At 32.0% G+C, this 20,740-nt stretch carries 19 protein-coding genes; 1 reads left to right on the forward strand and 18 read right to left on the reverse strand.

The genetic code is table 11. From position 1 onward, the window contains the following. Nucleotides 1-107: 107 nt before the first annotated feature. From ACFFU9_RS00690 to ACFFU9_RS00765, 16 genes are read right to left on the reverse strand one after another with little or no spacing between them, the layout of a single operon-like run. Nucleotides 108-1,229: a glycosyltransferase gene (locus tag ACFFU9_RS00690; RefSeq protein WP_379859432.1), complete on the reverse strand. Its 1,122-nt coding sequence runs from the start codon at nt 1,227-1,229 to the stop codon at nt 108-110. Continuing rightward, the gene (locus ACFFU9_RS00695) at nt 1,226-2,380 is read right to left on the reverse strand and encodes an O-antigen ligase family protein (protein ID WP_379859433.1); all 1,155 of its coding nucleotides are present in this window, start codon (nt 2,378-2,380) and stop codon (nt 1,226-1,228) included. Before ACFFU9_RS00695 ends, ACFFU9_RS00690 begins: the two co-directional genes overlap by 4 nt. Beyond that, nucleotides 2,361-3,443, reverse strand: a complete 1,083-nt coding sequence (locus ACFFU9_RS00700) for a glycosyltransferase (protein ID WP_379859434.1) — start codon at nt 3,441-3,443, stop codon at nt 2,361-2,363. Before ACFFU9_RS00700 ends, ACFFU9_RS00695 begins: the two co-directional genes overlap by 20 nt. Then, nucleotides 3,409-4,758, reverse strand: coding sequence for an O-antigen ligase family protein (locus ACFFU9_RS00705; protein WP_379859435.1), 1,350 nt, complete (start codon nt 4,756-4,758; stop codon nt 3,409-3,411). Before ACFFU9_RS00705 ends, ACFFU9_RS00700 begins: the two co-directional genes overlap by 35 nt. Before the next feature lie 6 nt (nt 4,759-4,764). Further along, nucleotides 4,765-5,853, reverse strand: a complete 1,089-nt coding sequence (locus ACFFU9_RS00710) for a glycosyltransferase (RefSeq protein WP_379859436.1) — start codon at nt 5,851-5,853, stop codon at nt 4,765-4,767. Next, the gene (locus ACFFU9_RS00715; RefSeq protein ID WP_379859437.1) at nt 5,854-6,831 is read right to left on the reverse strand and encodes an ATP-grasp fold amidoligase family protein; all 978 of its coding nucleotides are present in this window, start codon (nt 6,829-6,831) and stop codon (nt 5,854-5,856) included. Continuing rightward, nucleotides 6,794-8,053, reverse strand: coding sequence for an oligosaccharide flippase family protein (locus ACFFU9_RS00720; protein WP_379859438.1), 1,260 nt, complete (start codon nt 8,051-8,053; stop codon nt 6,794-6,796). Before ACFFU9_RS00720 ends, ACFFU9_RS00715 begins: the two co-directional genes overlap by 38 nt. 20 nt (nt 8,054-8,073) lie before the next feature. Then, nucleotides 8,074-9,090, reverse strand: a complete 1,017-nt coding sequence (locus ACFFU9_RS00725; RefSeq protein ID WP_379859439.1) for an NAD-dependent epimerase — start codon at nt 9,088-9,090, stop codon at nt 8,074-8,076. Then, on the reverse strand, nt 9,087-9,893 hold the full coding sequence (gene rfbD / locus ACFFU9_RS00730) for a dTDP-4-dehydrorhamnose reductase (RefSeq protein WP_379859440.1): 807 nt from the start codon (nt 9,891-9,893) through the stop codon (nt 9,087-9,089). Before rfbD ends, ACFFU9_RS00725 begins: the two co-directional genes overlap by 4 nt. Beyond that, nucleotides 9,890-10,435, reverse strand: coding sequence for a dTDP-4-dehydrorhamnose 3,5-epimerase (rfbC, locus tag ACFFU9_RS00735; protein ID WP_379859441.1), 546 nt, complete (start codon nt 10,433-10,435; stop codon nt 9,890-9,892). Before rfbC ends, rfbD begins: the two co-directional genes overlap by 4 nt. After that, nucleotides 10,435-11,301, reverse strand: coding sequence for a glucose-1-phosphate thymidylyltransferase RfbA (gene rfbA / locus ACFFU9_RS00740; protein WP_379859442.1), 867 nt, complete (start codon nt 11,299-11,301; stop codon nt 10,435-10,437). The genes rfbC and rfbA overlap by 1 nt, the downstream gene beginning before the upstream one ends. Nucleotides 11,302-11,304: 3 nt before the next feature. Then, the gene (gene rfbB, locus ACFFU9_RS00745) at nt 11,305-12,351 is read right to left on the reverse strand and encodes a dTDP-glucose 4,6-dehydratase (protein WP_379859443.1); all 1,047 of its coding nucleotides are present in this window, start codon (nt 12,349-12,351) and stop codon (nt 11,305-11,307) included. Between the two features lie 3 nt (nt 12,352-12,354). Then, nucleotides 12,355-13,425, reverse strand: a complete 1,071-nt coding sequence (locus ACFFU9_RS00750; RefSeq protein ID WP_379859444.1) for a hypothetical protein — start codon at nt 13,423-13,425, stop codon at nt 12,355-12,357. 12 nt (nt 13,426-13,437) lie between these two features. Then, nucleotides 13,438-15,123: a DUF6909 family protein gene (locus tag ACFFU9_RS00755; protein ID WP_379859445.1), complete on the reverse strand. Its 1,686-nt coding sequence runs from the start codon at nt 15,121-15,123 to the stop codon at nt 13,438-13,440. A gap of 29 nt (nt 15,124-15,152) precedes the next feature. After that, a complete protein-coding gene (locus tag ACFFU9_RS00760; protein WP_379859446.1) occupies nt 15,153-16,655 on the reverse strand; it encodes a GH3 auxin-responsive promoter family protein in 1,503 nt (500 codons plus the stop codon). Nucleotide 16,656: 1 nt separating this feature from the next. Then, nucleotides 16,657-17,526: a M23 family metallopeptidase gene (locus ACFFU9_RS00765; RefSeq protein WP_379859447.1), complete on the reverse strand. Its 870-nt coding sequence runs from the start codon at nt 17,524-17,526 to the stop codon at nt 16,657-16,659. Between the two features lie 188 nt (nt 17,527-17,714). Here ACFFU9_RS00765 and tatA point away from each other — a divergent pair, with 188 nt between their 5' ends. Continuing rightward, nucleotides 17,715-17,897, forward strand: a complete 183-nt coding sequence (gene tatA, locus ACFFU9_RS00770; protein WP_379859448.1) for a twin-arginine translocase TatA/TatE family subunit — start codon at nt 17,715-17,717, stop codon at nt 17,895-17,897. Nucleotides 17,898-17,978: 81 nt separating this feature from the next. Here the strand turns inward: tatA and ACFFU9_RS00775 are convergent, their stop codons facing one another. Further along, on the reverse strand, nt 17,979-18,956 hold the full coding sequence (locus ACFFU9_RS00775; protein ID WP_379859449.1) for a DUF4837 family protein: 978 nt from the start codon (nt 18,954-18,956) through the stop codon (nt 17,979-17,981). A 22-nt stretch (nt 18,957-18,978) separates the two neighbouring features. Continuing rightward, nucleotides 18,979-20,520, reverse strand: coding sequence for a LysM peptidoglycan-binding domain-containing protein (locus ACFFU9_RS00780; protein WP_379859450.1), 1,542 nt, complete (start codon nt 20,518-20,520; stop codon nt 18,979-18,981). Between the last annotated feature and the right edge of the window lie 220 nt (nt 20,521-20,740).

Genomic DNA, 20,740 nt, shown 5'->3' on the forward strand with positions numbered 1-20,740 from the left:
TTACACACACTATCTTTGCCCAATATTTTTATTAATACAGTTATGACACAAGAAACAAATATTAAATATATTTATGACTGTAATAATGTAGACTGTAAACTTATGGATTATATTAAACTTTCTTTAAAACTTTTATACTTACCTAAAACAAAGTTTTTCACTTCAGTTTCAAACCTTTCTTTGGAAAACCTTAAAGTATTCTCTCTTATTTTTTTGTAATCAAAAGTCATTGTTTCAAACTCTTTTACGGCATTAATAACACTTTCTACATCTTGTTTATAAAAAAAAACACCTGTTTTATTTTTTATTATAGTTTCTAACACCCCTCCCTTTCCATATGCAATTACAGGTGTTCCACAAGCCTGAGCTTCAACTGGTATAATACCAAAATCTTCTTCTGCAGCAAATACAAATGCTTTAGCATTTTCTAAACACTCTTTCAGTCTAGCACTTTTAACAAAACCAAGTAATTCAATATTTTCATTAGCAATCCTTTTTATTTTATTAAACTCAGGACCTTCTCCAGAAACCAATAATTTTTTATTAGGCATTTTATTAAAAGCTCTAACTATTAATTCTATTTTTTTATAAGACACCATTCTTGAGGCTGTAAAATAAAAATCTTCTTTTTTATCAACTAGCCTAAAATTATTAACATCAACAGGAGGATATATCACAGTACTATCTCTATTGTAAATTTTCTTTATTCTTTTAGCTATGAATTTTGAGTTTGCAATAAAATAATCTACTCTATTTGAAGAAGTCACGTCCCAAATCCTCATTTTATGTAAAATATATCTTGCATACATACCTTTAATCCCTTTTAAATTAGATTCTTTCAGGTATTGATAGTACAAATCCCAAGCGTAGCGCATAGGAGAGTGGCAATAACATATGTGTAACTGGTTTTGGCTTGTTAAAACTCCTTTTGCAATAGATGCTGAAGAACTTAATACCAAATCATATTCTCTTAAATCAAACTGCTCAATCGCATGAGGAAATAATTGCAAAAACTTTCTATGATTTGACTTTGCAGTGGGAAGTTTTTGAATAAAAGAAGTATTTATAATTTTGCTATTTCCTGTGAATATTTCGTCCCTCTCTTTATCCGCTAAAAAATCGATTAAAGCAAAATGCTCAAAGTCTGACCAAATGTTATTAAAAGATTGAATAACTTTCTCTGCCCCTCCATTTACATAATACCAATCGTGAATTAATGCTTTTTTCATGTTTTTAATGTAGCTATTTTATTAAAACTACTGTTATTTATTATATTTAAAAAAACAGCAAATATTATCACTCCCATTTGTCGGTTTAAAACACTTTCAGTCGTGAATGAAAGAACAGTTGCTATTAAAAACATTATAAATGCCAAACTATAACTTTCTCTATAAAATAATAAAACCAAGAAAAGACTCAAACCAATAATGCCGTAATTTACAATAAAGAATAAAAACTGATTATGAGGGTCAAAATTTTTCTTTTCCGCATCTTTAAAATTGTAAAACTGTCTTATCAATGATTCTCCTTGTGGAACAGAACTCCCAACCAAATAATTTTCCTCAAAAGCCTCATATGCAGAGCTCCACAATCTTACTCTTTCCTGAAACCCCGAATTATCCGTGATTTTTTTTGATAAATATGATGGATACAAACTTAGCGCTAGTATCGCTATAACAAAAGAAACTAACATAAAGATTTTTGCTCTTTTCTTTATTAACCTATTACAAATAAACTCTAATAAAACAACACTAATTATAGCTAATATAGCTGTCCTTGAAGATAAAAGGAAAAGGAAAAAAAAAGTAAATATACCAAATATAATTTTTTTTAAATTTGGTACCGTTTTATTTCTTATTACAACAATAAAACTAAGAACAATAAAAACACCCCAATACGGAGGGTGAAAATCGAATTTAACAGCAACAACCCACTGATAATAACTAAAATCCAATAAAACATTATTGGAAGAGTTGAGTAAATATAAGTATATACCAAAAAATATAGCAGATATATAAAATATATAATTAATTAAAATAAGTGCATGTGTTATAAATTTAATTTGACAGTATCGAAATTCATATAAACCTAAAGAAATAGCCAATAGTAATATAGGTATCAATCGAACTATATAATCGATTCCTTTTTTTTCAAAATGAAATGATTCTCTTAAAATTAAATATAGAAAAAATACAATTGTTATTATTACTGCATTTGTAAGTTTAAATTGGTAGCTTCTTTTATCAGATACAAGAGTTAAAAACAAGAAAAACAAAACAATATTTGCAACCTGATTATTAAATAGTACTACAAATAGCAGAAAACCAATTAATATTTCAACTTTTTTAGAAACAAAAACATCAAACAAATATCTCATCATAAAGTTTTATAGTAGCGTTAATCATTTGATTCACCGTAAATAGATTTAAAAAATATGCTCGTGCATTTTCAGACATTTTTTTGTACAAAACAGAGTCGTTATAGAGTCTTTCTATTTTTTTTACTGCAGTCTGAGTATCTCCTTCAGGCACGAGAAAACCATTAAAGTTGTCAATTACAACTTCATTATTACCAATCACATTAGTAGCAACAATTGGTATACCATTAGCCAATGCTTCCAATAACGCCAAAGGGAGGCCTTCATATCTTGAAGTCGAGAGGTATACAGACCCTGGTGTTAGGTATTGATGTGTGTTTTTTTGAAATCCCGACAAGACAAGGTTTCTACGGTTATCTTGGTCTATTTTAATTCTAACTTTATTAAAATCTTCACCATCTCCAACCCAATTAAACAAAATATCTGATTTTGTTTTCTTTACAATCTCATATGACGCCATCATGTTTTTTTCATAAGAAAATCTACTAAAAGTTATAACATGTTTCGAAGAACTTACTTTTGGTTCAGCAAAAGTGTCCTTAACCCCATTATAAATAACTCTTATTTTATTTTCGTTTATTTTAAAAAAGTTAACGGCTATATCTTTTTCACCACTACTTACAGCAATAAAAACAGTAGTAAATCTTTTTAAAATCGTCTCCAAATAAATGTTTTTCACTTTATTAAAAGCACCTTTCGCTTGAACGTTCCCTATTCCATGAAATGTATGAACAACTTTAACTTTCTTAAAAATAAACTTTAATAGACGTGAATATATACCTGCCCCTTTTCCATGTGAATGTATAATATCAATATTATTTATTTTTATAAAGTTTATTAATATAAACAATGTTTTTATGGAAAATTTTCTAAACGGAACTTCAATACTTTTTTTTATTCTTGTATTAAGTTTCCAGTTTTCTATATATATAGAACCTGAGAATGGACAAGCAATAAAAATATTGGTGTTTTTCAATGGTAAGTGTTGTATAAGTTCATTTACATGAATTGGACCTCCTCCTATATCGGACCTAACGGTTATATATAATATGTTTTTTTTCTCCATGGGAATTCATTATAAATAAATAAATTAAAGCAAACTGTGTCATCAATAACTCTGCTATAATAGAAGCCCCTGTATTATTAGTAACAGAAAGGCCTAGAACGTAAAAAGGAATAAATATACCGTTTTTAGTATTTATTTTTTTTAATAAGTTTTTAAACAAGTTTAACATAAACATAATTACCAATAATAAGGAAAGCACCCCTCCATATGATAAAAATTGAATGAATAAACTCTCAGGAATTCCAACATATTTACCTATATTAGGGTAGGAAATAGCCACTAAATCAAGTTCGTTTCTAAACAATGTTGGATTAAACCCTATTCCTGAAAACAGTCTCCATGGATAGGTAAATAAATAAATAAATATTATCAACCAAGTGTTAAACCTTACATCAACACTTCCATCTCCCCCTTCTTCTTTAAATTTACGAATAGAATTTGTCATTTTATTTACAATTGATAATTCAATATCATAAAAATCAATGGCCCAAATAAGAACAATGATGAAAAATATAAAAAACACAAGTCCAATAAAAACTTTTGTTGGATTAAATTTCATATAACTTAAATGGTAAAAGGAAAAAGAAAAAAGCGTTATAACTATGAGTAAAAACGTTTCTCTAGAGGTTAACAACATAATATTTAGAAACGACAAAAAAATCACTATATAAACTAGCCCTTTATTAGAAGTTCCTCTTATTATTCCTGAAATATTAAAAAAAAGAAGCAAAGCCAAATAACTACCATAGATACCGTGATTTCCTGAATAAATTATAAATGATTGCGATTGGAAATTAAACACTCTATTAGAGAAACCTGTAGGCATATATTCACTTACATAAGTTGCCATAGCAATGTAAGTAGACCACGTATGTCCCGATTGCAACTTAGTTATATAAAATGTAAACAAAGTAAAAATGATAGTGAAAGCACTAACTATATTAATCCTTTTTATGAAATTTGGAAACTTATAGTCATAAATGATTATTATAGATACCACATAAATACTATATTTAATTAGTTTGAGTAATCCAACAATATCAAACGTCTTTAATAGTGAGAATAGCGTTATTATTATTGTTAATACAAAAGCTACAAAAAGATATATGTAGGGTAATACCGTTTTTGATATGACTGTTTTTACTTTTCTTACAGTAAAAAAATAAAGAAAGATTAAAAAAGGGAGTATTATTTCTTGTGGTAAAACAATTACATTTGAAATAATCTCTACTTTAAAACAAAGAGGAATAAGTAAAAGTGTCCAAACTATTTTATTTTGAATCCATTTAGCGCTAATAGTAACTTCTTTAAACATAAAGATCTATATAAGTTTATAAAACTCATTTTCATATGATTTCACAATTTTACCTACCTCAAATCTTTTTTTAGTCAATATTTTTATATTTTTTTTATCATAATTATTATATTTTAGAACATTTATAATAGTTTTTGACAATTCTCTGATATTTCCATTCTCAACTAAATGTCCATTTATTCCTTCTACAATAATTTCGTTTATCCCTCCAATGTAATTATAAGCGACTACAGGCAGCCCACATGCGTTTGCTTCAAGAACAACGTTAGGAAAGCCTTCATACTCTGAAGTTGACAACAATAAGTCCACTTTACTATATATACTATATGGGTTATCTGAGAAGCCTACTAGAGAAATTTTTTCTTTTAAATTTAAGGTATCTATTAATTGCTGCAACTGGACTTTCAGCTCTCCTTCACCGAGTATTGTTAAATGGTACTCGTTTGAAAGATTCTGCATTGCTTTTATAGCGTGATCTACTCGTTTTTGAGAAGATAACCTACCTACAATTAATAAATTATACTTGTTATCAGGTAAATGAACACCAGCGGTCTCAGCATTCAATTTATCTATATTTTTAAAATCGATTGGGTTATTAATAACTACCGTTTTGTCTGATGGAAAGTTGTAATTGGTTAGAAGATCCAATTTCATTGACTCTGCTTGACAAATAACCAAATCAAAGTTTCTGTAAACGGTTTTAAACAAAAAATCAAAAAGCCAAGGACAACTTTCGTCTTTGTTTCTCACACTTATAGTATTTGATTCTCTAGCAATAAACTTTGTTTTTCGGGGTAGAAATGGACGAAATAATGCAATTAATAAGTTTAAATGTCCAAGAGTAGAAAGAACAATGTCTGGTTTTTCTTTTTTTATGATTTTAATAATGGGAATAATAGCATAACGAACTCGATTTTTTCTTAAATCGACAACCCTTATTCCAACAGGAATATCTTTAACATACTCACCTATTTTATTACCTAAAATTAGCGTTACATCAAACCTATTTTTATCAATATACTTAACTAAATTTGATATAACACGTTCACTCCCTCCCCCTTTTAAATTGGGGATTATTATATAAATGTTTAACATTTAAATTCTATTTAGGATTGGAGTTAAATCTAGTTCATTTCCTAAAATAAAATCCCATTTTTTTGGTTCAATTGGCCTGAGACCTCCGTCGTGATGAAAAGTAATTTCACCGAAAAACAATTTTCCATCAACATCATACCAATCTATTCTTGAGTAAACAAACCCTGTAGACAATTCTTCTGATAATTCCAGCATATGCTCCAAACATTTAGGAGGATTAATGTTAACCCCTTTGCTTTTTTTAATCTCACCTTCTTTCTCCGAATACCATCCAAATGGAGCTAAGTTCCAATCACTAGTGTACCAATTTCTTGAATAATTATCTGAATCTCTAAACAAATCTACTTGAATCATTCTGGTCTTTCCATTAAAACAGTGTACTTTATAATCAAAAGGAATTTCCCCCTTACTATTTTGAAGTAGTTTTTCTACCACTATTCCTCTTTCTATATTTTTATATTGCCATTCTCTAGATTTTAAATAATAATCTTTTTTCAGTTCATTAGTCAACCATTTTTGATGTTCTTTCCAATTTTGATTTTTTACATCTTTAAAAATAATACCTCCCGAACTATTATGATTGGTTTTAACAATACATGGAAGTAAATTTTCTAACTTTTTGAGGTTTATGTCTGTAGGTTTTTTTGTGAAGAAAAAGAGCGGTATTAAATAATCTTCTCCTATTTTATCTCTTACATAATCTCTTACTCTGTATTTGTCTGCGCACTGTGTATGTAAAGAAGTTCTATCATGCAGTTTAAGCCACTGTATTTTTTCATTTAAGCTTTTTGGGTTGTTTAAATCTAATGTATAACCATGACTCATTCTAAAACTTAATTTAACAAAAGCTCGATCTGATATTAAATAAAATTTAAATAAATCATAAATGGACTTTAACACCTTAACTAAGGTATTCTTTTTGTGCTTATTAGAAAAACATTTAATCTTCTCTATCATTTTTTGTATTTCTATTTTCAATAACCGTTGAATTATACTTCACGACTAAAAGTTCAGTAATTCCTATTAATCCGCGAATGGAAACTAAAACTATTGCTGCAAAGATAATTCCTTGCTCTTTAATAAAAAGAAAACCTAGTAAAAATCCTAATAAAGAATACCCCAAAACAACATCCCTTACCAAAGTGTCTTTTTTTTGTAATATTAGCGTATTCGTACCATAAACGCTCATCATAGCGATAAATAGAGGGCATAAAGATAGTATTTGTAGTATGATTATACTTGGCTCCATAATCTGACCAAATAAAATCATAATTATTACTTTACTAAATAATAAAAAAAATAGAGAAATGGCAGCACCTGAAAGAAGGGTTCCATTTATCAATTTTTTTCTATAATTTTCACTTCTATTTAAGTATGGAAAAATAGTCGTTGATATAATATAAATAACAGAGTTTCCAACTTCAATAAGTTTAGTTGCAGCGGTATAATAACCCACTTGTATGTTATTTGTAAAAATCCCTAACAACACTCCCATGGAATTATTATATAAATTCGGAGCCAATGTTGAAATAAATATATTAAAGTCTTCTTTTAGGGTCATTAAAAGATCTTGAACTTTTGGAATATAAAACACAACATTAAATCTCGTTTTCATTATAATAACAGAAACTAAACCACCTATTATGAGTCCCGCCGAGTTTAATAAGGGGACATAAATATAGTCGGGCTCATTTTTAATAAATATAAATAGTAATATTATATAAGCTATCTTAGAAATGAAGTTGATAATAGTGATGTACTTCATCTTCTCCATCCCTTGATAAAACCATATTGGCAATAAAGCATTACCTAAAACGATACCATAAGAATAAATTAATAATAAACTAATATCATTGAGTGTAGGAAATATAAAAATGATAATTAATAATAATAGAAAACAAAAAATAAAAAGTATTAATTTAACACCAAATATAGTATTTATCAATTTATTAATGCTGTCTTTATTCTTTCTGTTTTCTGATATAGAACGAGTTCCTGTTAAGTCAAAACCGTAATCTACTATGGATTTGAAATACATTATTATCATTTCAGCAAAGGCTATCAATCCAAATTTTTCTACCCCTAATACTTTTATTAAATATGGTAACGTTAATAAAGGAATAACATAATTACCAGCTCTTAATGTTAATAGAGAAAGGAAGTTATTTCTTAAATTCTTTAAATCTATGTTTAATCCCATTCTTTTAAAACTCTGTGAGATTAATTATCAGATTCTCTTTCTAAAAACCAAGAAGTAAAGCGAGAAATTCCATTTTCTAAACTTATATTAGGCTTATAGCCTGTTCTTTTATTTAAATGTCCCGTATCTGCATAAGTCACTTTCACATCACCGTCCTGCATGGGATAAAAGCTTTTTATAGCCTCTTTACCTAAAGACTTCTCTAATAATAAAATAAACTTCATTAAATCTACAGGCTTAGAATTCCCTATATTAAAGACATCAGCTTTGGGAGTTTTATTTGGTATCGTATCCATAACTTTTATAACTCCATCTATAATATCATCAATATAAGTAAAATCTCTTTGCATCTCTCCATTATTGAAAACCTTAATAGGTTCTCCTTTCATTATTGCATTTGCAAATAACATTGGTGCCATATCAGGTCTACCCCAAGGTCCATATACTGTGAAAAATCTAAGGCCTGTTGTTGGCAAATGGTATAAATGACTATAAGCATACGCCATTAGTTCATTGCTTTTTTTAGTTGCTGCATATAAACTTACTGGTGTGTCAACCTTATCCTCTTCAGAGAAAGGTATTTTTAAATTTGATCCGTAAACAGATGAGCTCGAGGCGTATATAAGATGTTTAATCCTATGCCCCCTACAACACTCTAATATATTTACAAAACCAATCAAATTTGACTGAACATATGCATGAGGATTTTCTAAAGAATATCTTACGCCAGCCTGAGCTGCTAAATTGACTACATGTGTAAATTTTTCTTGCTTAAACAGTGTTTCTAGCTTCTTTAAGTCTACAAGGTCTATTTTTGCAAAACTAAAATTTGGAAATATAGAGCTAGCCACTAATTCTCCATCATTCGATATATTATCTTTACTCAGTCCCACTTGATTTAATCGGTCATATTTAAGATTTACGTCATAGTAATTATTAATATTATCAATACCCACAATATATAATCCCGATTTGATAAGTTTTTCTACTAAATGAAAGCCTATAAATCCTGCGGCTCCTGTTATAAGTATTCTCATATGTATTCTATATCATGTGTATTAAGCAAAACACTATATTTAGGCCTTCGAGCAAATGTACGATAATTGTTTACTTTAACAAGATTTATCGTATTAAGCAGCTGGTTTTCTTTTAATATATCTTTTGCAAAATCATACCAGGTCATTACTTTTTCATCGCAAAAATGTAGCACTCCAAAATTTGTGGAAGGTTGATTAATTATGTTAAAGATATATGTTGCTAATGTAACCGTATTAGTAGGGCAGCCTAAATTTTCTATAGTTATGGATAGTTCGGTTTCGGTTTCTGCTTTTTTCAAAATAGTTTTATAGAAATTGTTTCCAAATTTTTTACTATACAACCACGAGGTACGGATTATAAAATATTTTTCTAATATTCTTTGAATATGTCTCTCTCCTAGCAATTTAGACTCACCATATACGTTTATTGGATTTGGAATATCTGTGGTAGTATAAGGCGTTTCTTTTTCACCATCAAAAACATAGTCTGTAGATATGTGTATCAATACAATCTCATGTGTTTTACAAGCCTCTGCTAAGTATTTAACACCTTCTGCATTAATTTGATACGCTATTTCAGGTGTTTTTTCTGCTTGCTCTACATTTGTATAAGCTGCACAATTAATACAGTAATCAAAAGTATTCATGTTGAAAAAACTTTGCAAAACCTCTTCATTTGAAATATCCAACTGTTCTTTTGAAACAAACACAAAATCAATTTCTTTTTGTGTTTGATAAAAAAGGGCTTTTATTGTTTTACCCAATTGTCCAGAAGCACCTGTAACTAAAACTTTTTTATTCATTTAAAAACATTTTCAAGTGTTGGCAAAAGTATATCCTTATCGGAGACAATCAATTCATCACTTGGTAATTGCCAATCTATACTCAACGTTCGATCATTATAAATTATGCCTCCTTCCGATTCTTTATTATAAAAATTATCACATTTATATGAAAACAATGCCGTTTCACTTAATACCACAAAACCATGTGCAAAACCTCTTGGAACAAAAAATTGTTTTTTATTTTCTTCTGACAACTCCATGGCCACATACTTGCCAAAAGTTGACGATGCTTCCCGTAAATCTACAGCAACATCCAGTACCTTGCCTTTTATTACGCGAACCAGCTTGGCTTGGGCAAACGCGCCTCTTTGGTAATGCAAGCCTCTTAAAACCCCTTTAGAAGACAAGGATTCGTTATCTTGTACAAACGTAATATCCTGCCCAACTACCTCATTAAATGTTCTTTGGTTATAGCTTTCTAAAAAGTAGCCCCGTTTATCTATAAATATTTGAGGCTCTAACGTAAAACAGCCTTTTAGTTTTGTTTCCTTAATTATCATTATTTATTATTAAGTAAGCCTAATAAGTTTTTGCCATAACCACTTTTTAATAAAGGTTCTGCCAAGGCTCTAAACTGGTTTTCATTAATATAGCCCATTTCAAAAGCTGCCCCTTCAATAGCACCAATTTTTAAACCCTGTCGCTCTTCGATAACCTCTACAAATTGTGATGCTTGCATAAGTGACTGAAAAGTACCAGTGTCTAACCATGCCGTACCCCTATCGAGGATGCTTACGCTTAATTTACCTTGTTTGAGATATGCTCTATTTACATCTGTTATTTCCAACTCACCTCTATGGCTTGGTTGTATGTTCTTAGCGATGTCTACTACCGAATTATCATAAAAATAAATCCCTGGCACCGCAAAATTGGATTTGGGTTTTTCAGGCTTTTCTTCTATCGAAATGGCTTGACCATTATCATTAAATGCCACCACACCATAACGCTCTGGATCATTTACGCGATATGCATATATAATGCCACCCTCTGGATTATTATTAGCCTGTAAAAGCTTGGATAGACCCGTTCCATAAAAAATATTATCGCCAAGAATAAGGGCTACCTTATCTTTTCCTATAAAATCTGCACCAATTATAAAGGCTTCTGCTAAACCATTAGGCGCTTCTTGAACAGCATATTCAAAACGACAACCATACTTTTTGCCATCACCTAGCAAGTCTTGAAATAGCGGTAAATCTTTAGGAGTGGAAATAATGAGTATTTCTTTTATACCGGCATACATTAATGTAGAAAGCGGATAGTATATCATCGGTTTATCATAAATAGGCATCAATTGCTTACTTATGGATAATGTTAAAGGGTGCAAACGTGTTCCTGAGCCACCGGCCAATATAATTCCTTTCATTTCTTATGGGTTATATTGTTTTTTGTAATAGGATTGATAAGCGCCACTGGTTACATTTTTCAGCCAATCTTCATTAGCTAAATACCAATCAATGGTTTTATCCAATCCTTCTTCAAAAGTGACGGAGGGTTCCCAACCTAATTCTCTTTTTATTTTTGAAGCATCTATAGCATATCTTAAATCATGTCCTGGACGGTCTTTAACATAGCTTATCAGCTTTTCTGAAGTATCCTTTGGTTGTTCTAGTTTTTCGTCCATCTGCTCACATAATAGCGTTACCAAATCGATGTTTTGCCATTCATTAAACCCACCAATGTTATAAGTTTCCTTCTTTTTTCCTTTATGAAAAACCAAGTCTATAGCAACAGCATGGTCTTTTACATATAACCAATCTCTAGTGTATTTGCCATTGCCATAAATTGGCAATGGTTTTTTACCAAGAATGTTATTTATAAAAAGGGGAATTAACTTCTCAGGAAACTGATTTGGGCCATAGTTGTTAGAGCAATTGGAAATCACATAGGGCAATCCATAGGTTTCCCCATAGGCTCTCACAAAATGGTCGGAACTGGCTTTTGAAGCCGAATAGGGCGAGTTAGGGTCGTAAGACGTTGTTTCTGTAAACAAACCCGTTTCACCCAAAGAGCCATAGACCTCGTCTGTACTCACGTGATAAAAAAGCTTATCATTAAAATTATTTTCCCAACAGGTTTTAAAAGCATTCAGCAGGTTCATAGTACCCATAACATTGGTTTTCACAAAAGCCAATGGGTCTGTAATGGATCGATCCACATGCGATTCTGCCGCTAAATGGATAACCGAATCAAACTTATGCGTTTCAAATAGCGCGTTTATAAAATCCTCCTCTGTAATATCTCCTTTTACAAACGTATAATTGGGTTTGTTCTCAACATCTTTCAGGTTTTCTAAGTTTCCTGCATAAGTAAGAGCATCCAAATTAAAAATATGATACTGAGGATACCTTTCAACAAATAATCTCGTTACATGAGACCCTATAAATCCCGCACCACCAGTTATCAAAATCTTCATATTTTAATGTGTTTTATGTTTTTCTAAAAATTTAATAAACTCTATACCTAACAGCACAATAAAAGTCAGCAAAATTAATCCAAAAGTGTAATATTTTTTAGCTCCTATAGGGGTTCCAAACACTACCTTTGTTTTATCTAGCATCCCACTTTCTTGTTTACTGGACACCACTTCTACAATAAACTGCTTGTCTGCCTGTTTTCTTTTATTTTGAACAAGCCTGTCTCTTAATTCTAAGTCGCTCTTATATAAATCCAGTTCTTTTGTTTTATTTATTTGCGAAGCTCCCTCAATAGTAATGCTGGTTTGTGATGCTTTATCTCCATCTAGCCCTTTTTCCAATACGCGCTTATAGGTGTTTTGTAAAGCTTCTGACTGCATCAGGGCTTCTAATAAAAAGGATTCTTCATTTTTAAGTTCAGTCAATTCCTTTTTATGTTCTCTCTCGAAAAACTCGTTATTATCAATATTTTCAATTATTTTATCAAATACTTTTTTAAAATTACTTCTAGCTTTCGCTTTTATAGCAATTTGTTGGTATTCATAGTCATAATCCTTAAAATTCTCTATATAATTTTCATATTTCACTTTTGAGGATACAGCTGTATCTAGTGTTTTTATATAATCATTGAATTTCTTCAGTCTTTGGTTTTCGTCAATAACAGGGATTACATCGAAATCTAAGATAGAGGCCGCCTCCGATTGTTGGATACCTAAAGCTCTTTGTAGGGTATTAACATCTTTCTGCTTAACCAAATCTTTATAATAACTTATTGAATTGTATAAGTTCTCTCCTGTAAGATAGTTTTGCTTAATGGTTGCAGAGGATTTAAATACAGGTTCCAAAGCCTCCTCTAAAAGAAACCCAATGCCTATTCCCACGAATCCAGCAATTACAAATTTTAAAATATGCTTTTTTATAAAAAACACAAACCACACAAATGCCAAAAACAGGGACTTAAATATACTTCCGATAAATCTAAAAAAACGGTCAAAAGTATTTCCAATTAATTTAAAAAGTTGGCCTAAATCTACTTCTTCAGAAGGCTGTGGTTGAGGCAAATCTTTGCTCATAATGCATTTATATTAGTTTAATATTTGTTTTAATATAGTTCTCGTAATTAAATATGTAGGTTTTACCCCTGAAGCGCCTAATCCTCCCGACGCCAAAGTACTCCCCGTTTCTAGTGGGTTATCGCTGGCATAGTAAGCATATCTTACTTTTACATTAGGATTAATGCTGCCCCTTACCTTGGATGCTGCTTGAATCGCTTTTTGATAATGAGCCCCCTCCATTTCCAAGCCAATAACACGCCAAGTAGAGTTGTAAAAAAACTTTAAGATATCTTTATTTTGCAATGAGGTTCCTAAAACGGTTATCATAGCCCCCTCAAAAACAGCAATACCCTGATTGTTTAAGTCTGCTTTTTTTAATTCATTTTCGAACGGATAATTATCGGCCGTTCCTTCAAAAATATGTGCTGTAGGAATCATAATATCGCCTTTACCCCCTTCTAAAATACCTGCCTTACCCATAATCGAGATAGAGTCTACATTCATGTGAGTGTTTTTTCCTTGAACATAGTAAGGTTTCAACAGCTCATCCATCGTTTCGTAGGCTTGCTCTCCAAAGGCATAATCCATAACCAGTATAACCGGTTTTTTAGACTTTACAAGTGTTTCACTAATCTGAATATCCATATTTGGGATGTCCAATTTTGCAGTATCAAAAATTTGGACATCAATATTGGTTCCCGAAGCATCTTTTACATATGTCATGCCCTTTAAAACAGCTTCCTTTTTTACTTTATTTTGAAGTGTCTTGTTCTGTTTGTTACTCAAGGACTTATACACTTCAAAAACATCCTCCTCAGAGGCTTCTTCTTTTAAAGCATGAGGCGCAAATAGTACGTTCATAACACTGTGCATGTTCGCACTTATAATATGCAAAGGTCTTTCTAACAAACCCTTTTTGTAAAGTGTATCTTTTATTGTGTTTGCCCAAAGTTCTCCATGAATGTGATGCCCTAAACGCTCTCGTAATACAGGACTAAAAGTCACCGTTCGCTTATTGTCGTTCAATTGTTCTTCAATGGCTAATTTACCAAGCCAATACACAATGTGCAAGAAGCGTTCTGGTTGAGCTGCTGTTGCAAATTGCCCATAAATAGCAAGGAGTTCATTAAATGGACGCCCTAATATATTTGCGGTATGGGTAATGGCCACTTCCCGTTCTTCTTGAGTAAACTTCTTTTTTGATAATACTGCTTTTTCAAGCTTTATCCAATCGCGAGTGGTTATGCCTTCTTCATTTAAAAGAACACTTTTACTAATTTTATAAGACTCTATAAAAAGAAATGTGAGGTGTGTTAAGATGTCATAAATTTCAGAGCGCCCACGCGTCACCTCAATATTCATTTGCTCACTATCTATCCTATAACAATTCCGGCGCCTTTTAAGAGGGATTATAGCTTTAAAATGAGAATCTGAATATCCCTCATCACTTGTTAAGTTGATAAAAGAACACTCCTCAATACCCTCTGGAAGCCTATCGATTACATACAATAAGCCTTCAAGCTCTGCCTTGTTTTCGCCAATAGAGCCATAAATTTCGGGTTGAAGTAGCAATAAGGACTCTCTTAGGGTCTCTCCAGAAATCCCCATAGGTTTATAAAACCCACGATTGAACAAATGGCGCATAGTAACATACATCTTTTCGATAGCATTGGTACTTTCTTGAGCGCGCGTTCTATGGTGCTGTCTATTATTCATGCTTCTTTTTAACTTGGGCAAAGGTAATATTATTTAATCAGACCTAAGTGCGAAAAAACCTCGACAATTTTCCTATCGTTGGACAATCTTGGCACTTTATTCTGTCCCCCAAGTTTACCAATGGATTTCATGTAGTTTTGAAATCCATTTTTCTTCACTTTTGTTATTTTAAGAGGCTGTAATACCTTCCCCTTTATCAAATCAAAATAATATGAATTTTGATTTTGCAGTGCCATATCTATTTTTTCTGCTAAAACAGAAAGGTTTTCTGGTTCATTTTCAAATTCTATAAACCATTCATGATAAGGAAGCCCTTCTGCTGGGGTTATTTGCGGCGCAACCGTAAATTCAGAAACTCGAATATCTGTGTTTAAAGTAGCTTCTTGCATGGCCTCTTCCACTTCTTTACCGATAACATGTTCTCCAAACGCCGAAATAAAATGTTTAATACGCCCCGACACTACAACCCTATACGGTTTTGTAGATGTAAATTGAACGGTATCTCCAATATTATAGCCCCACAGCCCTGCATTGGTTGAAATGACCAGTACATAGTTAACACCAACCTTAACATCTTTAATGGTTATCCTTTTTGGGTTTTCATTAAAAAAATCTTCAACAGAAACAAATTCATAAAAAATACCCGAATGCAGTTGAAGCAACATACCTTTTTCATTTTGCTTATCCTGAAATGCAAAAAACCCTTCACTAGCGGGATACAATTCTATACTATCTACTTTTCGTCCTATCAGGTTTTCGAATTTAGCGCGATAAGGTTCGTAATTAACACCACCGAAAATAAATAAATTGAAGTTTTTATATATTTCGCCTATTTTTTTTCCTGTTTTCTGTTGTAATTTTTCAAAATACATTTGTACCCACGATGGGATTCCCGCAATTACAGTCATATTTTCATTTACGGTTTCTTCAACTATAGCGTTTACCTTGGTATCCCAGTCTTCTATACAATTAGTATCCCAAGATGGCATTCTGTTTTTTTGTAAATAATTAGGAACATAATGGGCCGCGATACCTGATAACCTGCCTATATTTATCCCGTTTTTCTTATTTAAAACAGGACTTCCCTGTAAAAAAATCATTTTACCATCTACAAAGGCACTTTTTCCTGTTTCGTGTATATACAGCAAAATAGCATTTCGCGAGGCATTCACTTGTGCTTCTATGGCAACTTTTGTTATGGGAATATATTTTACGCCAGAAGTTGTTCCTGATGTTTTTGCAAAATACTCTGGTTTCCCTTTCCATAATACATTTTCTTCACCCGAAACCACACGCTCTACATAAGGCTTAATGGCTTCATAATCTCTTATGGGAACCCGTTTCACAAAATCGTCATGCGTTTTAATATCTTTAAAGTCATGGTCTATCCCAAACGCGGTATTCTTAGCACGCTTTATCAGGTTATGAAAGACCTGCTCTTGTGTTTCAAGTGGTTTATTCGCCCACTTTTGAACCTTATTGAAAATATATTTTGCAAAAACTTTTGCAAGTATTGATTTTAGTGACGTCATTTTATTTAAAATCTATAAAATTTGCTGGATTTATGGGATATCCATCATTCCAAAGTTCAAAATGCAAATGCGGTCCTGTAGACAAAACACCTGTATTACCAGCGGTTGCAATAACTTCACCTGTTTTAACAAAATCCCCTTGATCTTTAGTCAAAGATGCATTGTGCTTATATACCGATATTAAGCCATAACTATGCTCTAAAATAATAACATACCCTGTTGCGGCAGTCCATTCAGCAAAAATCACAGTACCATCTGCTGTAGCTTTTACCGGAGTATCTGGAGCCACAACAAGATCCACAGCATAGTGTTTCTCCTTTAAATTATATGGTGCGCTTATTTCGCCACTAACAGGAGGAAACAATACAAAATTGGCAGCATTGGAAGCCGATTCAAAAAAGTTGTATTTATCTTCTTTTTCAACTTTTTCACGTAAAATGGAGTCTTCTTTAATGGGTCTTAAATCCACCTCATTAGCCTCTTGTTTTACAGCTTGAATAATAGAGTCTTTATTAAAATCTACTTTGGTTACCTCTCCCTCCAAAACTTTTTTAATGGAACTGTAAAAGCGTTCGTTCATTAAAATAACCTGTTGTAAAGAATCTGTTTTATAATTCAACTCTGTCGCCTTCTTTTTTAAAGCAGTAGAAGAATATCCTGGAATATATTCCCTTAAAGGTGTAAATGCAATAATTACATAGGTAATACCTATTAAAAATATAGCAGATAAGGACCCTAGTACAAATACATTCAAACGCGTTAATTTAAAAGATAAGCGCTCTTCAAAGGTGTCTTCATTTAATATCACTAAACGGTACTTGTCCAGTAATTTTTTTCTTAGTCTTTTTGGTTTTCTTTTTCTATCGGCCATGTTAAAACAAAAATAAATAGAATTTATGAAATACTGTCGCTCTTTATATAAAGTATGGCGGTTTTTATTTTTTAATGGCTTCAGCTATTGGTAACGACACATTCTTTTACCGCAGCATAACGTTTCTTTGGTAAAAAACCATATAATTGAAGTTTAATTATTAACTTTGTAGCCTAAATAAATTTCTCATGAGTTTATATATGTTACCCTTAGCGATTGGAGCACCTCAAATAATTTTAATTGTGGTGGTGGTTTTATTATTATTTGGAGGAAAGAAGATTCCTGAGTTAATGAGAGGACTTGGTAGCGGCATTAAAGAATTTAAAGATGCTAGCAAAGAAGATGAAGTAAAAAAAAGTAAAAAAGAATAAATACTCTTTAAAAAAGCAAAAAAATCCAACACAATGTGTTGGATTTTTTTGCTTTAGTTCTATTTCTATACCTCGTCGCAATTATTTTATTTTAATAGATGTAGCAATGGCTTCCAGTTCAAACATATAATCGCGTTTTTCTACAGAAGGCGCAAACACAAAGCCCTCCATTACAACCCAACGGTTATTAACCTTATCTTCTATAACGTAATTAATAAATGGCCCGCCCATAAAGGCATTTTCCATATCCCATACTCCTTTAGTTTCTAAAACGGGCTTTTGGTCTATCACCGTTTTAAAATGAAAAGGCGTATAAGCTTTTTCGGTAACCATGTATGCGTTCTCTGTAGGGCCAGGAATCATGTTTTTGTTAACAGAATCTCTTATTTTTATAATTTGCTTTACCATGCTATCATTGCTCTTTATAGCCTCATAAGGCAACTCATAAAGCGTGAAGTTCATACTGCCCGTATTGATATCCTTTCTTATCCAGAAAAAATTATTCTCTTCTTTAGCAATCCTATATGCTGAAGGAAACTTAATAGTTAACCCTAATTTTTCTTCGATAGTCTTATCCTTATGCAAAGAAAGACTGATGCGCCTTTGCTTTTCGGTAAGTTCCGCACTTAAAAATGCATTGATAATTTTTTCTGAATGAGCATTCATCTGATCCACAATATCTGCTTTATTTCGACCCCTTACCAGCACGACTCGTTGGGGTTTTGCGTATACGTCATCTATAATAGAAACGCCAGAATCTTTATGTTTTTCAATTTTTAGAACGGTTCTATTTTTTGTGACAAACCCAGAGAAGACACTAGGTGGAATCTGGCTCATACTAAACATAGGTTCATCTTGTGGCAAGCCATCTACTACAGTGGCCAAGACCCCTCTAATTGCTTCGCCAACCCCACTGGTCCACATCTCATTCTCCACAACAACAGAAACACTGTTCAGGTTACCAGAAGAATCTGGAAGATGTTTTTCATTAGACGATTTTTTGTCCCCACAGCTGCTTAAAAACAAAGCAATAAAAGCAACTAAAAAAAATTTATACATAATGTTACGGTTTTACAGGAGTTTACCCTTTAGATATTTTGAGTTTCATCCCAGGTTTTAAAGTTGTACCACTAATACCGTTCCAATCTTTAATATTTTGAACAGAAACTCCTGGATATTTTTGTGAAATACTCCAAAGCGAATCCCCGCTCCTTACGGTATAAAGAACTGCACTACCCGACCCCACCTGTGTAACAGCAGCTTTAACTGATGATGCAACGGGTTGCTGCGCATTTTTAGGATAAATTGTTAAACGCTGGCCTATAGAGATATTATTACTTCTTAAACCATTCCATTGTTTGATCTGACTCACTCTAACCCCATATTTTCTAGCAATATGCCCTAAAACATCCCCAGACCTTACCCTATAGGTTGTTTTTGTATTGGCATCAAAAAATTGAGGCATTGGTTTTTCACGTTTATCAAATTCCGCTTGTGCAAAAGCATAAATAGACGCTTCATTATTAACAAAACTACCTATAACGGATCTTGGTAAACGTAAAGTATAGTTTTCATCTTTAATAAAAGGAATAATATCTAATTTATATGACGGATTTAAAAACTGAAGCTCTTCTATATTAACCCCTGTAACCTCCGAAACCTGATCAAGTGTTATCATCTGTTTTACATGTACAGTATCGGTTTCGACATAGGCAAACTCAGGTTTTATATTCTTAAAACCATGTGCTTCGGCATATTCAAAAATATACATAGTGGCCAAAAATGCAGGTAGGTAGCCTGCGGTTTCACGTGGAAGATTATGCCTTATGTTCCAGTAATTTTGATAGCCTCCCGAGCGGCGAATGGCTTTTGTAACATTTCCAGGTCCTGAATTGTAGGCTGCCAATGCCAAATCCCAATCGCCAAAAATCTCATAAAGTCTAGATAAATATTTAGCAGCTGCTTTAGTAGATTTTATAGGGTCGCTGCGCTCATCGACATAGCTGCTTACATCCAACCCATACATTTTACCAGTTGCAAACATAAACTGCCACAAACCAGTGGCTCCTACTCTAGACTTAGCCCTAGGTTTTAGTGCAGATTCCACAATGGCTAGATATTTAATTTCCAAAGGAATATCATGATTATCCAAAGCTTGCTCAAACATGGGAAAATAGTATGAGCTAAGGGCCATTAGTTTTTGTAAATGGTTTTTTCTATGTTTTAAATAAGATTTAATTACACTTTCTAGACCAGGATTGTACTCCACATTAAAAGGCGTTTTGGCGTTAAGATCCAAAAGTCTCTTTTTTAATGTATCTGTAGGTAATTCGGGATAATCTACAGCCTCAAAAGACAACTCGGTAACAGACTTATAAATGGTATCATAAAGCGTATTACTGTATAACTCTTCAAGCCACATTTTGTCAATTTCCGAAGCTTCCCGATGATCCTCAAGATTTTTTATTGAAACGCTATCGGCCTCTATTTTAATACTTTTTTGGGTTGCTACCACCCCATCATCTCCCAAAGAATCTCTTACAGTTCTATTAGAATCGTGCGTTTGAGAAAAACAAATCTCGAAACTACATAGTACCAACACAATAATAAACCTAAATGTCATATATTTTTTTCGTTAATGTATAAAACGATAATATGGCTAAAATCGTATTTTTAATATTAATTTAAAAGTTTAATCCAAATTAACTTTTAAATACTGAAGTGATTTAAACTTTTTTTAAAAAAATGAGAAGGGTTGTGGATATTTGTGTTGCGAAACATAAATAACTAAATCACAACCCTATATGTACTCAGTACTCGACAAATATACAATAGAAATGGAA

The sequence above is a fragment of the Mariniflexile ostreae genome (assembly GCF_042427585.1).
In the GTDB taxonomy this organism is placed as follows: Bacteria; Bacteroidota; Bacteroidia; order Flavobacteriales; family Flavobacteriaceae; genus Pseudalgibacter; species Pseudalgibacter ostreae.